This window comes from Duganella sp. GW821-FHT07G03 (assembly GCF_059418605.1).
This window is the reverse complement of the sequence record NZ_JBWKQE010000012.1, coordinates 157,702-171,804: the sequence shown is the minus strand read 5'-3', so window position 1 is coordinate 171,804 and position 14,103 is coordinate 157,702. Positions and strand designations below refer to the sequence as shown.

Here is a 14,103-nt window from a genome sequence, read left to right as displayed (position 1 = left end):
ATGCTCACTTTAACCCTGCTTGGCGATATCACGCGCACGGCGATGCCCTCCGTTTCCTGGTTGACCAATTTGTCCGAACGACTGGCGTTGCCACGCGAGGTAGCGCTGGCCGCTGTCGCCGACCTGCTGGCAAGTCCAATGTTGGGCGCTGCGGCGATACGGATGTTGACGCCGGCGTTTGAACAAGCCAGCTATGGCGACATGGTGGCACGCCACCTGCTGGTCGGCAGCGACGAGCAGGGCCGGCTGGTCGCGATACTGGGCATGCCACTGGATGCCGATGTCGGCGGCTGGCTTGCGCAGTTTCCGCTGCGGGAAATCTATCTCGGCGACGCGGTGGCGATCCACGCCAAGCTGGAGTCGCATGAAGGAATGTTCAGCGCCGTGGCCGATGCCGTGGGCGTGGAGAGCGTCAGCGAGCTGGCGCGCGACGACAGTGCCGACCTGACGCTGACTTCGATACAGGGCGAAGCCAGTCCCGCCGTGCGCCTGATCAATTCGACGGTGTTCGACGCCTTGCGTTTCGAGGCCAGCGACATCCATATGGAGTGCTTGCCCCAGGGGTTGGTGATCAAGTTCCGCATCGATGGCGTGCTGAACAAGATCGCCTCGGTCAACAATCCGGCGCTGGCCGAGCAGGCGATTGCCCGCATCAAAGTGCTGGCGGAGCTGGATATCGGTGAGAAGCGCATTCCGCAGGATGGCAGGTTCAGGGTGTCCGCTAAAGGACGCGATATCGATATCCGGGTCTCCATCATGCCCAGCATTCACGGCGAGGATGCTGTGCTGCGCGTACTCGACAAGAAGGCGCTGACCGACAGCGTGCAGCGATTGACGCTGGACTCGCTCGGCTTCGATAGCCAGACCATCCATTTGTTGCGCCGCCTGGCCGCCGAACCTTACGGGATGATGCTGGTGACCGGTCCCACCGGCAGCGGCAAGACTACCACGCTGTATGCGGCGCTGACCGAGATCAACCACGGCGAAGACAAGTTCATCACCATTGAAGACCCGGTGGAATATCAGCTGCCTGGCGTGTTACAGATTCCCGTGAACGAGAAGAAGGGCTTGACCTTCGCGGTCGGCCTGCGCTCCATCCTGCGCCATGATCCGGACAAAATCCTGGTGGGAGAAATCCGCGACGCGGAGACCGCGCAGATCGCGGTTCAATCGGCTCTGACGGGCCACATGGTGTTCACCTCGGTGCACGCCAACAATACCTTCGACGTGATCGGGCGCTTCATGCACATGGGGGTGGATCCGTACAATTTTGTGTCCTCGCTGACCGGAGTGGTGGCGCAGCGGCTGCTGCGGCAAAACTGCCCGCATTGCAACGCGCCGACCGAGGTCAGCCCCGAATTGCTGAGCGAGTCCGGCATCAACGACCCGGAAACCTATCGCTTCCATGCTGGCAAGGGCTGCGCGCAGTGCCGCAATACCGGTTACAAGGGACGGCGGGCGGTGGCCGAGGTGTTGCGCCTGACGGACGAAATACGAGAAATGATTATCGCGCGCGCCTCTATCCGCGCCTTGAAGGAACAGGCCCGGAAGGAGGGCACGCGCTTTCTGCGCGATGTGGCGCTGGACCTGGTGCGTGCCGGCCATACGACTTTGCAGGAGGTGAATCGTGTCACGTTTGTTGCCTGAAACGATAAAAGTGGGATTATTTCCCGGTGGCTGCTGGATGAAGCGTGGGCGTGGAGCTCCCATCGTCGCGCCGGGGTCGGACGGCGTGTCCGACCCCGGCGCGTTGCTGGCGGCACTTGCCACCTTGTTGGCGCAGCTGCCCAAGCCGCGCGTCGGCAAGACTCGGCTGCATGTGCTGGTGTCGGATAGCCTGGCGGCCATCGCCGTGTTGCCATGGCAGGAGACGCTGGCCGGCGAGGCGGAACTGCTCGCGTATGGTCAAGCTTGTTTCGAGCGCGCCGGCTGCCAGATGGACGACAGTTGGGTGATGCAGGTCAGTTTCCGCCGTTTTCGCGCGGCGGGGATAGCGTATGCCTTGCCCCGTCCCTTGATGGGGAAATTGCAGGCCGTGTGCGAAGACGCTGGCCTGCGTCTGGCGACGGTACTGCCGGTGTCGGCCGCTGCCTACTGGCGGCAGCCGGCAACCCGGACTACCGGATGCAGCGTGGTCTTGCTGGAGGAGGCATCCCGCTTGACGGCCTTGATCCACGATGGCGGTCGTTTGATAGCGCGCGACGTGCAGCCGTTGATGGACGACGTCCATGCCGCCGGGCTGCGCTTGCTGAAGCGGGTGAGCGCGGGCCACGGTGCTGTGGATGCCGTTCAATACTGGCCCGCCGTTGCTCCGGAGCCGCCGGCCGACTGGGTGCGTGCCTGTTTGCCTGATGCCCGGCTGACGCCGCTGCTTGCCGATGTGTGGAGTTAAACGATGGAATTGATGTCCCGATATTTGAAGCCGCGCCCGCGCATGGTGGCCCCAGTGCTGGTCGCGGCGGCGCTAACGGCGTGCGCAGGCGTTTGGCTGATGCTGGCTGCGCTGCATGAACATGAGGCGAGGGCAGTGATTTTGTCCCGTACCGCCGTGCTGCGAACGGCTCAAGTCCGTCCGCCGGTGGTGGTGCCGACCAAGGCGGAAAACGAAGCACAGAAACAGTGGGCGACGCTGAAATCCGAGCGCGATTTTGCGTGGGCGCCATTGTTCGGCGCCCTGGAGAAGGCCAGTAGCGCGGATATCGAACTGCTCGAATTCCAACCCGACAAGGGCAACCGCCGGGTGATGCTGCGCGGAGAAGCCAAACACCAGGCCGCGTTGGTGGCGTTCATCGATGCGCTGGCGGAACAGCCGGTGCTCAGGCATGTGCATCTGACCCACCAAAAGGTCCGCCGGCGCGACCGCTTGCAGACCATCGTATTCGAGATCAAGGCCGGCGTGAAATAGGCCGGGTAGGCGCGAATTCGCGCGGCCCTTTCTGTCGTTGGCGAAAAGACAGCGGTAGCGTCTGCCGCCGGACGATTGCTTGGCCGAAGCAATCTTCGCCAGCCCGACCGTCGCGGTCGGCATGCAGGCAGGCCGCCAATACACACCAGTTTGCAATTGTCATCCCTCACTCCTTTTAATTGGTGAAAAGACATGCCACACGGCTTGGACACCACATCGCTATCTATCTGCAAGGAAAAACGTTGAGCAACGCCAACAACAGTGGCTTAAGTTTTAACTAAATTCAGACAAGCTCTGCAATATCTGTCACAAATCGTAACAAATATCAATAAAGTGGTGTAAAAATAAATATTCATACAACAATATTGCTTCATAAAAGAACAATGTTATATTGCTTTTCAGACCATAGTCGTCTGGGATGCACTTCGGTGATGACGACTGGCGGTTGATATTTCAGGGCTATAAAGCTTTCCACAAGAAACCAAAATAGTAAGGATAGTTTTTTATGATGTTCCACACCAAACAATTCAAACTGGCCGCCGTGGCCGCAGCCCTGTTGGCCGCGAGCGCTGCTCATGCTTCCTCCGGCCTGACCGCCGACCTGGCCAAGCTGGTGCCGATGACCGGCAACACCTCGGATTTGAGCAACTGGCGCTTTGCACCGGGCCAAAGCTTCAACGGCGTCGCAGGCGCATTGGATGGCGTCGCCATGTTGACTTTTCAAACCACCAAGGGGCCTAACAAGGGGACCTACGCCTGTTCCGGTTCGTTGTTGGCGGGCGGGCAGTATGTGTTGACCGCAGCGCACTGTGCCGACGACTTCTCGTCGATGAAGGTAGATTTTGGTTTCTATAACGGCAAAGCAGCCGTGACCCGCAACGTCTCGGTCGGCAACGCCTATGTGAACAAGGCCTGGCACGGCGAGGAGGCTTCGCTCGATGCCGGTTCCGACATGGCCATCCTGAAGCTGGACACCGCCGTCACCGGCATCAAAGGCTATCACCTGAGCACGACCAACGACGTCGGCAAGGATTATCTGATGGCCGGTTACGGCACTACCCAGAAGGCCACCACGAATAGCCCGACCAACTGGAATGATGGCAATTATGGCCACTACGGCTACAACACCTTCGACGTCGACAGCAAGACCTTCAACGAAGCGGTTGGCAACACGGTCCCAAACTGGGGCTACGACCCCGCTTTCTACGCACCGGGCACCACTTACATGAGCGATTTTGACAACGGCAGCGCCGATCAAAACACGCTGGGCCGTATTGCCGACATCACCGGCAAGCATTGGAGCAGCGGTACCGGACGTGGCGCGAATGAAGCATTGATCGCCGGTGGCGATTCCGGCGGCGGCGACTTCGTCTGGAACGGTACGGAATGGCTGCTGTCTGGCGTGCATTCGTGGGGCTGGCAGGGCAAAAGCGCGTGCGGCGTCGTCGGCCTGGCAGGCTGCGATGTCGCTGAGCTGAACGGTTCCAGCTACGGCGACCTGTCCGGTTCCACCGCGACGTATTCGCATGTCGCCTGGATCAACTCGGTAACCGCCGTACCTGAACCGGAAACCTACGCGATGATGCTGGCCGGCCTGGCGCTGGTCGGCGTGGCCCGCCGCCGCAAGCAGGCCTGATCTTTCAGGCGTAAAAAAGCCCCGTCTGCACTGGGCGCGCTCAACAGCGCGTTCAGGCAGGCGGGGCTTTTTCCATGGGCCGCGGTGTTACTTCAGGTATTTGGCCAGCCAGCCGTGCACCTCGCTGTAGAAGTAGCGGCTGTTTTCGCCTTTCAAGATCCAGTGGTTCTCGTCCGGGAACACCAGCAGCTTGGCCGGCACGTTCAGGCGATGCTGGGTCGCATAGTTCATCAGCGCGTTGTTGGCCGGCACTCGATAGTCCAGCTCGCCGACCGAAATCAGGATGGGCGTGGTGAAGCCCGTGCCCTGGTCATGATTCCCCGCCTGCATCACCGGGCTCTGCTCGCGCCATACCGCCTTGTCGCCCCATACCGGGCCGCCGCTGTTGACTTCGCGGCCGTGGATGCTGTCGCTGCTGCCCCACTGCATCACCAGGTCCATCTCGCCCGCGTGCGAGACGAAGGCCTTGTAGCGCGTGGTGGTCGCCTGCAGCCAGTTGGCCAGGTGGCCGCCGTAGCTGGCGCCGCCGGCCGCCAGACGGCTGCCGTCGACATAGCCGTATTTCCTGACCGCCTCGTCGACCGCCTCGTTGAGCTCGTCGCCCGGACCCTTGAGCGGATCGCCCTGGATGGCGCGCGCGAATTCCTCGCCGTAGCCGGTCGAACCCTTGTAGTCGGTCAGCAGCACCACATAGCCGGGCTGCGCCAGCAGGTGGTAGTTCCAGCGGATCACGAACTGGTCGCGCCACATATTGGCGGCGCCGCCGTGGATCACCGCGAACAGCGGATACTTCTTGGCCGGATCGAAATTGGCCGGCTTGACGATCATGTTGTGGATCATGCGGCCGTCCTTGGCCTTGAACCAGAAATGCTCGGGCGCCTGCCAGTCGATGCCGGCCGCGCGCTCGGTGTTGAACGCGGTCAGGCGCTTGGGCGCGCCGTTGCCGAAGGCGTACACCTCGGGCGGGTTGATCGACGATTCCCACACGCCCACCACGGCCTTGCCGCCGGCCGCCAGCGCACCGATGCTGCCAGTCGGCAGCGATGCCTCGTCGCGCAGGTCGCCGCCCGTGTAGTTGATCGAATGCAGCTGCTCCAGGCCCGCGTGCTCGTAGCTGAACACGATGCGGTTGCCGCCGGCCGGCAGCACGAAGCGCGAGATCGAGCGGTCCAGCGTGGCCGTCAATACTTTCGGCGTTGGATTGCTCAGCGGCCAGGCGAAGCTGGCCAGGCGGCTCACGTCGTAGACCTTGCCTTCTTCCTCGGCCTCGGTCAGCGTGAACAGCGTCTTGCCGTCGGCGCTGAATTTCAGGCCGTGGTAGCTGTGCTTGTCCTGGGTCAGCTGCTGCGGTTCGCCGCCGGCCGCCGCCACGCTGAAGATCTGCGTATAGCCGGCAGCGCGCGCCGCTTCGTCGCGGTTGGTCGAGGCCGAGAACACCACCGCCTTGCCGTCCTGCGACCAGATCGCGTCCAGCGACTGGCCTTCGTCGCCCTGGCCGCCGCCGAAGCCCGGCAACGCCGCCAGCTTGCTGCCGGCCAGCAGGTCGCGCGGCGTGGCGCCCACTTCGGCGTCCATCACGAACAGGCGCACTTTTTTATCGTCGAGCCATTTGTCGAAGAAGCGCGGCGGGAAGGTTTCGTAGGCGCGCGCCGTGTACTTGCGCTCCTTGCGTTCCTTGGCGCTTTGCTTGACGTCGGCCTCGCTGGTGTTGCCGGGGTAGATGTCGCTGACGAACAGCAGCTGCTTGCCGTCCGGGCTGTACTTCGGCTGGCGCGCGCCCAGGGTCAGCGTGGTCAGGCGCTGCGCCTCGCCGCCGGCCGCCACGTCGATGCGGTACAGCTGGGCGGCGTCGTCGCCGTCGCGCTTGGCCACGAACACCAGCTGCTTGCCGTCCGGCGACCAGACCGCGCCGCTCTCGCCGCCCTTGCTGAAGGTCAGGCGGCGCGCCGGGGTGTCGTCGGTCAGCGACTTGATCCACAGGTCCGACCATTGCTCCTTGCTGTCGTAGGCCGGATCGGTGACGGAGAACACGGCCCATTTGCCGTCCGGGCTGGGCAGCGGCGCGCCGACCCGCTTCATCAGCCACACGTCTTCGTGGGTGATGGCGTGCCTGGCGGCGGCGGTGTCGGCGGCGAGCGCGCCGCCGGCCAGGCTGGCTGAAATCAATATGGCAAAAATGGAAAGTCGCGGTATAGTCATGACGAGGTCGCTGTAATGTCGGTGAAGCGACGATAGTGACCAAATCTCCCATTGCTGTCAATTATCCATCCAACCTGTGGAGTAGCCATCTATGCAGACCATCACCAAGATCCACAAAGTCGCCGCCTTCACCGCAGGCGAGCTGGGCGGTAATCCGGCCGGCGTCATGATCCGCTCGGCGCTGCCGGAAGAGGCTGCCATGCAGCGCATCGCCGCCGAGATGGGCTACTCGGAAACCGTGTTTGCCGCGCCCACCGGCGACGGCTGGCGGGTGCGCTATTTCTCGCCGGATGGCGAGGTGCCGTTCTGCGGCCACGCCACCATCGCGCTGGGCGCGGTGCTGGCGCAGCAGAACGGCGACGGCATCTTCCCGTTGACCACCAACCACGCCCGCGTCACCGTCGAAGCCCAGAGCAAGGGCGGGCAGGGCAGCGCCGCGCTGCAATCGCCGGCCACCGCCAGCGCGCCGGCCCCGGCCGCCTTGGTGACGGCCGCGCTGGCGCTGTTCGGCTACCGCCTGGCCGACCTGGACGATCGCATCCCGCCGGCCATCGCCAACGGCGGCGCCAACCACCTGGTGCTGGCGCTGGCCAGCCGTGAACAGCTGCGGGCGATGCGCTACCAGCTGGCCGACGGCCGCAGCCTGATGCGCGAGCACGGCCTGGCGACGATCTCGCTGGTGCATGCGGAAACCTTGCAGCGCTTCCACGCGCGCAATCCGTTCGCCTCCGGCGGCGTGTACGAGGACCCGGCCACCGGCGCCGCGGCGGCCGCGCTGGGCGGCTATCTGCGCGACCTCGACTGGCCGCACGGCGGCGCCATCGACATCGTCCAGGGCGAGGACATGGGCGCGCCCTGCCATCTGCGGGTGGAGATTTCCAAGCAGGCCGGCAGTTCGATCCGCGTCTCCGGCAACGCCCGCATGCTGGGCGGCTAGTCCCATTTCTTCAGCCGGCGCGCCTCGGCGACAGATCTGCCCGGCGGTGAAATGTTGTTATATACTTACTTTTATTTTAAGAAAGTATTCCAGTGCGTATCTTGCTCACCATGATGATGTGCTTTGCCGCCGGCCTGGGGCAGGCGTCCAACTTCAGCTTCGACGTCGCGCCGGGGCCGCACAGCGTCGGCCTGCGGGTGGTCGGGCAGTACGACTACGCGCGCGGCTATCTCGGCAAATACGATGTCGTCACCGGCAAGCCGGTCAGCGGCGAAAGCGCGCGGCCGGTGCAAACGGTGATCTGGTATCCGGCGCAAAAATCCGGCAAGCCGGTGGTGTACGCCGACTACTTCCGCCTGGCCGCCAGCGAGGAGCGCTTCGATCAAACGGACGCGGCCATCGCGGCCAATGTCGAAGGCCGGCTGAACGGCGCACCGGTCGGCGCCGCGCAGGCGCACGAGGAAATGAAGCGCCGCATGTGGGCGCTGCGCGACGCCAAGCCGGCCGCCGGCAAATTCCCGGTGGTGATCTATGCGCCCAGCTTCGGCGCCCAGACCTTCGAAAACGCCGACCTGTGCGAATACCTGGCCAGCCACGGCTACATCGTCATCGCCAGTCCCAGCGTGGGCGCCCGTGCGCGCGTGATGACCGACGACCTCGAAGGCATCGAGGCGCAGGCCGGCGACATCGCCTTCCTGATCGGCTACGCCCACACGCTGCCGCAGGCGGACACCGGCCGCATCGCCGTCGCCGGCTACAGCTGGGGCGGCATTTCGAATGTGTTCGTCGCCGCGCGCGACAGCCGCGTCAAGGCGCTGGTCAATCTGGATGGCTCGGTGCGCTACTGGCCGGAGCGCGTCCAGGAAGCGAAGTATGTGCAGCCGGCGCGCGTGGCCGTGCCGATGCTGTTCCTGGCCGCGCGTCCGCGCTCGCTGGAGGATCTGGCCAAGCGCGCCAAGCCCAACGCCAGCTCCCTCAACGACCTCAAGTATTCCGACCTGTACACCGTGACGTTGCCGGCGATGGAGCACTTCGCCTTCGCCTCGGAGGCGCTGCGCTTCGTCGGCGACGATGCCTATAACGACTACACGCCGGCGGAAGTGAGCCAGGCCCACGGCTGGATGGCGCGCTATACGCTGCAATTCCTGGACGCCTATCTCAAAGAACAGGCCGGCGCCAAGGCCTTCCTGGGCAAGCCGCCCGCCCAGAACGGCGTGCCGAACCATCTGCTGACGGTGTCGGCGCATATGGCGGAAGGCCCGCCGCCGACGCTGGAAATGCTGGCCCACGAAGCGGCCGCCAGCGGCTTTTCCGATGTGCAGAAAGTGTACGACGGCATGCGCAAGCTGGATCCGAAATTCGAGGTGAGCGAGTATGCCCTCAACTACTGGGGCTACCAGTTGCTGCGCGCAGGCGACCAGCAGGGCGCCATCGCCGTGCTCAAGCTGGTGACGGCGTTGCATCCGGACAGCGGCAATGCCCACGACAGCCTGGCCGAAGCCTACGAGAGCGCCAAGGACAAGCCGTTGGCGATCCAGCACTACCAGCGCTCGCTGCAGCTGGATCCGAAAAACGGCAATGCCGTCCAGCACCTGAAATTGCTGGGCGCACCGTTGTGATCCTGTCGGCGAACTTGACAGTGAAATGCGCGCCGCCCGCCCGGCGCGCGCCAATCGTTTGATTACAAAGGAGAAGCAGAGCACGGCACGATAGTTGCGTCGGACCGCCGCGTGTCCGCCTGGCGCGGACTGGTGTTTCCACGCATGGGAAAGGATATCGTATGCGCTTTGCTCCCTCACTGTTGCTGGCCTCGTTACTGCTGGCAATCAGCCTCCCCGGCAACGCCTTCTGTCCCAAGAATGGCTTTGTTTGTTTCATCACGTCCAAGTCGGCCGGCAGCCTGACCCACCAGGACATCACCCAACGCGGCATCGAAGCGCTCGACAAGCGCTACTTCGCCGTGCCCAAGCTGACGGCGTCGATGCAAAAGGCGCTGGACCAGATCATCGAGGCCGACGCCAAGGTCGATGAAGACCAGACCAGCTCGGCCAAGCACTTCGACGGCGAGAACGCGGCCGGCGCCCAGCTGCGGCTGGCCACGCTCAAGCAGAACGTGCTGGACGCGCTGCGCAGCGATCCGATCAACGCCAGCGGCGCGCGCGACAACCTCGGCAGCGCGCTGCACACCATCCAGGACTTTTATTCGCACAGCAACTGGGTCGAGCAGGGCAACAGCGGCGCCCATCCCGGCGTCGGCCGTCCCGGCCCGCTGGCCTTCGCCGGCCCCGCCACGCCGACCTGCGCCGGCTTCACCGACACCAGCCTGTTCTGCGCCAATTCGTCCAACCTGACCGGCAGCCTGCTCACCAGCGGCTACTACGGCGGCGAGGACCGGGTCAAGCCGGGCGCCTTCAAATGCAGCCACGGCGGTCCGCTCGACAAGAGCTCGCCATCGAGCGACCCGCTCGGCTACTTCCGCGAAGGCATCAACAAGGACACGCTGTACTGCGACATTTCGCCGCACAGCGGCTTCCACAACACGGCGGCCGCGGCCGCCATCGCCGGCACCCAGCAGTTCGTCGAAGACCTCAAGGCCGAGATCACGCCGGCCCAGCTGAAGGCGCTGCTCGGCGCCGGCCCCACGCTGGCCTTCGCCATCGACACCACCGGCAGCATGGGCGGCATCATCGCCGGCGTGCGCGCCTCGGCCATCAGCATCGTCGACGCCCGCCTGGGCACCGACGAGGAACCGCTGCAATACGTGCTGGCGCCGTTCAACGACCCGTTCACCGGCCCCACCATCGCCACCAACGACGCCGGCCTGTTCAAGGGCGCCATCAGCGGCCTGGGCGCCTCGGGCGGCGGCGACTGCCCCGAGCTGGCCATGACCGGCATGTACAACGGCCTGTCGCTGGCCGATCCGGGCGGCGACCTGTTCATGTACACCGACGCCACCGCCAAGGACGCCAGCCTGGCCGGCGCCGTCATCAGCCTGGCCAAGAGCAAGGACATCAAGATCTATCCGGTGCTGTTCGGCAGCTGCTCGCCGCTGACGCCGGGCTTCCTGCAAGCGGCGGCCGAGACCGGCGGCCAGGTGTTCTTCCTGTTCGGCGGCGAGGCCGCCAACGTCACCCAGCTGGCCGACCTGGTGGTGCGCAACAACGTGGTGCAAGTGCTGTCGCTGGTCGACACCTATCCCGCCGCCAAGAGCTACACGGTGCCGGTCGACAGCAGCATGAGCCGGCTGACGGTGTCGGTCAGCGGCACCGTGCAGGGCGTGCAGCCGGTGGTGACGCTGACGCGGCCGGACGGCGTGGTGATCACCGCCGCCAACGCCACCAAATACCTGAGCCTGTCGAGCGGCGTCATCATCTCGATCGACAGCCCGCCGCGCGGCGCCTGGACGCTGGCCATCAACGGCTCGACCAGCCAGACCTATGTCAACGTCAGCGGCGTGGCCGACCTGGCCTTCAACTCCTTCAAGCTGACCCGCTTCGGCGCGCAGCCGCCGCACCAGGGCTTGCTGGCCATCGACGGCGAACCGGGGCCGGGGCAGGCGCTGTACGCGGTGGCCTCGCTGACCGGCATCGCCAGCGCGCCGCAATTCCAGCTGCGCCGCAAGAACTTCGAGCTGCTGTCGCCGCTGGCGCTGGAGCCGGACCAGACCGACGGCGGCAAGTTCTTCGGCGCGCTGACCATCCCGAACGAAGCCTTCGTCGCCTACGCCACCGGCAGCGACAGTTCCGGCTTCCCCTACCAGCGCCTGGTCAGCGTGATGGTGCAGCCGCAGACGGTGTCGGTGACGCCGCCGTCGCGGCAAGACCTGCGCCCCGGCGTGAGCACCACGCTGATGTACCAGGTGCGTAACGACGGCCCGGCCGGCACCTTCGGCGTCAGCGCCACCGACGACCAGCATTACATCACCTCGGTCTCGCCCACCATGCTGACCCTGGCGACCGGCGAGAGCGCCAGCGTCGCCGTCACGCTGATGCCGCCGGCCGGCGCGCGCATCGGCAGTTCCGACAGCATCACGGTCTCGGCGCAGAGCAGCAGCGTCGCCACGGTCCACAACAGCGCATCGTTGACGGTGTTCGTCACCGGCGCCGTGCAGGTGCCGGGACGGCCCGACTTCACCGCCGCCATCGTCGGCCAGGAAACCGTGGCGCCCGGCGTCATCGGCGTTGATGTGCGGCTCACCAACATCGGCGTCGGCACCGCGCGCGACATGAGCTTGTCCTCGCTGTCGCTGCGCACCTTGGCCGGCACCGGCGCCGTCACGCTCAACACCGCCTTGTCGCCGGCGCTGCCGATGGTGACGCCGAACGTCGACGTCGGCAGCTTCTTCACCGTGCGCCTGACCTTCAACGTGCCGGCCACCGTGCGGCGCTTCAGCGTGATCGAAAACGGCAGCGTCACCGACTTGAGCGGCGTGATCTACGCCTACTCGCAGGCCCAATCCGTCATCCCGAAATAAACCGGAGGAACCGCTATGAAACCCCGATACCTGTGCGCGCTGGCCGCGCTGTTGTGGAATATGCTGTTGTGCTCTTTGTTGTGGACGCCCGCCGCGCAGGCGGCGCCTGTGGTGTTCACCTTCTCCACCTTGCCGGCCGGCGGCGCGCTGACCGGCCATCCCGGCGATACGGTGGGGTGGGGCTACCAGCTGGTCAACACCGACCCGCTGAACTGGTTCGTGCCGACCCAGCTCAATGCGTCCTCGTTCAGCATCGGCATACCGGACGCCAGCTACTTCGACTTCCCGACGCTGGCGCCGGGCGCCAGCGCCAGCGTGGCGTTCGATGCGCTGGCCCACACCGGCTTGTACGGCTTGCAGATCTTCTCGTTCGCCTTGCCGGGCATGAGCGATAGCGGCGGCTTCAGCCTGTCCGGCGAATGGTGGAACGGCGATCCGCTGGCCGGCGGCGTCTTCCTGCAAACGTCGGACGCGCAGCTGGCGCCGCTCTCGGTCACGCTGGCGGGGACGGCCGTGCCCTTGCCGGGCAGCTTGTGCTTGCTGGCGCTGGGCCTGCCCTTATTGTGGTTGAGCCAGCGCCGCCGCCAGGAAGGCGCGCAGTTCGGCCGCGCTCTGGGCTGACGGCGCGGCGGGCCGCACATCCTGGTAGGCGCCGGGACCGGTGCGGCCCAGCAGCTTGAAGGACTTGCCGGCGTAGACGGTGGGCCGCACTTGCAGCAAGGCCAGTTGCGACTGGCCATCGCCCGCCGCCCGCAGGTGCACGATGAACTGGCAGGCGTACTGGCGGCCCTCGGCGTTCCAGTAGTAGTCGACATCGGGCGTGATCAGCACATCGTGGCGGCGCTGTTCGGCCGGCAGCTGCAGCCACGCCGTCAGCGCCGGACTGGCGGGCGGCAAGGCCAGGTCGGCGTCGGGCGGGAACAGCGGCGCGCCGTAGGGCAGGGCCATGCGGTAGCGCCGGTGTTCCTCGCGCTGGGCGGGCAGGCGCTGCACGGCTTGCAGGATCGCTTGCTGCGCCTGCTGCGGCGCCATGCGCACGGTCAGCTCGCCGTCCTGCGCGCGCGCCGCCGTCGACAGCAGCAAGGCCAGCATGGCCAGGACGCTGCGTTTCAATTCAGTCCCACTTGCGCATCAGCCGTTCCAGCTCGCCGTTTTTTTCGAGTTGGAACAGGGCGCGCTCCAGCCGCTCGTTGATGAAGGCGGCGAGTTTTTTGCTGGTCACGAAATACAGCTTGGCGCTGTACATCACTTGCGGCAGGATGCGCACCCTGTCGGCGGTGCCGGTGCGCACCAGCAGCCGTTGCAGGCCAGGGCCGCGGTGGAAGAACAGGCGTCCGCGTCCGGCGATCAGCTTTTGCAGGTTCAGTTGCGGATTGGTGGAATTGGCGTCGACGTCGATGCCGCCCATTTCGGCCAGGACCTCGCCGGCCGCGAAGCCGCGATTGATCAACACGACGTTGTCGGGCGCCAGGCGGCGCACGTCGTCCCACTGCGTGACGTTGATCGTGTCCTGGCTGCGCACCAGGAAGTGGTACTCGATGCTGTATAGCGCCGGCCCGAGGAAATGAAAACGCTGTTCGCGCTCGGCGGTGCGCTGCATGGCGCACTGCACGTCCAGCTGGCCGGTTTCCATTTCCGAGTAGGCGCGTATCAACGGCTTCCAGCGCTGGTCGCCGATGAATTGCAGCGTGGGTTCGATCTGCTCGACGGCGCGCAGGATGTCGACGCACAGGCCGACGATGCGGTCCTTGCCGTCGGCGATGAACTTGGGTTCCGTGCCTTCCTGTGCGGCAGTGCGTAGCACGATGGCATGGACCGGCAGGCTGGCCGATAGCACAAGCGCGCAGCATGCCGCACCGAGCAGCCGGCCCCACCTGCTTTGCTGTCCCGCCATCGGTCTGTCTCCATCTCGCATTGAGCGCTGTTTGACGACAAGCTTACACCAGTATGGG

Annotated in this window: 11 protein-coding genes; 8 read left to right on the top strand and 3 right to left on the bottom strand. The window is 65.2% G+C overall.

What is annotated here, in order from left to right:
• The 4 genes from AC07OK_RS17245 (at position 1) to AC07OK_RS17230 (ending at position 4,541) form a co-directional block, all read left to right on the top strand.
• Positions 1-1,647, top strand: coding sequence for a GspE/PulE family protein (locus tag AC07OK_RS17245; protein WP_494691455.1), 1,647 nt, complete (start codon positions 1-3; stop codon positions 1,645-1,647).
• Positions 1,628-2,392, top strand: coding sequence for a hypothetical protein (locus tag AC07OK_RS17240; RefSeq protein WP_494691454.1), 765 nt, complete (start codon positions 1,628-1,630; stop codon positions 2,390-2,392). Before AC07OK_RS17245 ends, AC07OK_RS17240 begins: the two co-directional genes overlap by 20 nt.
• Before the next feature lie 3 nt (positions 2,393-2,395).
• A complete protein-coding gene (locus AC07OK_RS17235) occupies positions 2,396-2,905 on the top strand; it encodes a PilN domain-containing protein (RefSeq protein WP_494691453.1) in 510 nt (169 codons plus the stop codon).
• Between the two features lie 505 nt (positions 2,906-3,410).
• Positions 3,411-4,541, top strand: a complete 1,131-nt coding sequence (locus AC07OK_RS17230; protein ID WP_494691452.1) for a trypsin-like serine protease — start codon at positions 3,411-3,413, stop codon at positions 4,539-4,541.
• Between the two features lie 87 nt (positions 4,542-4,628).
• Here AC07OK_RS17230 and AC07OK_RS17225 read toward each other — a convergent pair whose 3' ends face one another.
• Positions 4,629-6,707 carry a prolyl oligopeptidase family serine peptidase gene (locus AC07OK_RS17225; protein WP_494691451.1) on the bottom strand — a complete coding sequence of 693 codons (2,079 nt, stop codon included), beginning with the start codon at positions 6,705-6,707 and terminating at the stop codon, positions 4,629-4,631.
• Between the two features lie 124 nt (positions 6,708-6,831).
• On the opposite strand from AC07OK_RS17225, the gene AC07OK_RS17220 reads away from it, so the two are divergent.
• The 4 genes from AC07OK_RS17220 (at position 6,832) to AC07OK_RS17205 (ending at position 12,772) form a co-directional block, all read left to right on the top strand.
• On the top strand, positions 6,832-7,677 hold the full coding sequence (locus tag AC07OK_RS17220) for a PhzF family phenazine biosynthesis protein (RefSeq protein ID WP_494691450.1): 846 nt from the start codon (positions 6,832-6,834) through the stop codon (positions 7,675-7,677).
• Positions 7,678-7,769: 92 nt separating this feature from the next.
• Complete coding sequence (locus AC07OK_RS17215; RefSeq protein WP_494691449.1) at positions 7,770-9,296, top strand: dienelactone hydrolase family protein; 1,527 nt, start codon at positions 7,770-7,772, stop codon at positions 9,294-9,296.
• A 161-nt stretch (positions 9,297-9,457) separates the two neighbouring features.
• Positions 9,458-12,151: a hypothetical protein gene (locus AC07OK_RS17210; RefSeq protein ID WP_494691448.1), complete on the top strand. Its 2,694-nt coding sequence runs from the start codon at positions 9,458-9,460 to the stop codon at positions 12,149-12,151.
• Positions 12,152-12,166: 15 nt separating this feature from the next.
• The gene (locus AC07OK_RS17205; RefSeq protein ID WP_494691447.1) at positions 12,167-12,772 is read left to right on the top strand and encodes a hypothetical protein; all 606 of its coding nucleotides are present in this window, start codon (positions 12,167-12,169) and stop codon (positions 12,770-12,772) included.
• Here AC07OK_RS17205 and AC07OK_RS17200 read toward each other — a convergent pair.
• Complete coding sequence (locus AC07OK_RS17200; protein ID WP_494691446.1) at positions 12,710-13,264, bottom strand: hypothetical protein; 555 nt, start codon at positions 13,262-13,264, stop codon at positions 12,710-12,712. The genes AC07OK_RS17205 and AC07OK_RS17200 overlap by 63 nt on opposite strands.
• A 1-nt stretch (position 13,265) precedes the next feature.
• Positions 13,266-14,045, bottom strand: coding sequence for a substrate-binding periplasmic protein (locus tag AC07OK_RS17195; RefSeq protein ID WP_494691445.1), 780 nt, complete (start codon positions 14,043-14,045; stop codon positions 13,266-13,268).
• Positions 14,046-14,103: the final 58 nt, after the last annotated feature.

What these genes read in the sequence shown, in the direction of transcription:
- AC07OK_RS17210 (WP_494691448.1), top strand. Translation starts at nt 9,458, where the DNA reads ATGCGCTTTGCTCCCTCACTGTTGCTGGCCTCGTTACTGCTGGCAATC.
- AC07OK_RS17230 (WP_494691452.1), top strand. Translation starts at nt 3,411, where the DNA reads ATGATGTTCCACACCAAACAATTCAAACTGGCCGCCGTGGCCGCAGCC.
- AC07OK_RS17235 (WP_494691453.1), top strand. Translation starts at nt 2,396, where the DNA reads ATGGAATTGATGTCCCGATATTTGAAGCCGCGCCCGCGCATGGTGGCC.
- AC07OK_RS17220 (WP_494691450.1), top strand. Translation starts at nt 6,832, where the DNA reads ATGCAGACCATCACCAAGATCCACAAAGTCGCCGCCTTCACCGCAGGC.
- AC07OK_RS17205 (WP_494691447.1), top strand. Translation starts at nt 12,167, where the DNA reads ATGAAACCCCGATACCTGTGCGCGCTGGCCGCGCTGTTGTGGAATATG.
- AC07OK_RS17245 (WP_494691455.1), top strand. Translation starts at nt 1, where the DNA reads ATGCTCACTTTAACCCTGCTTGGCGATATCACGCGCACGGCGATGCCC.
- AC07OK_RS17195 (WP_494691445.1), bottom strand. Translation starts at nt 14,045, where the DNA reads ATGGCGGGACAGCAAAGCAGGTGGGGCCGGCTGCTCGGTGCGGCATGC.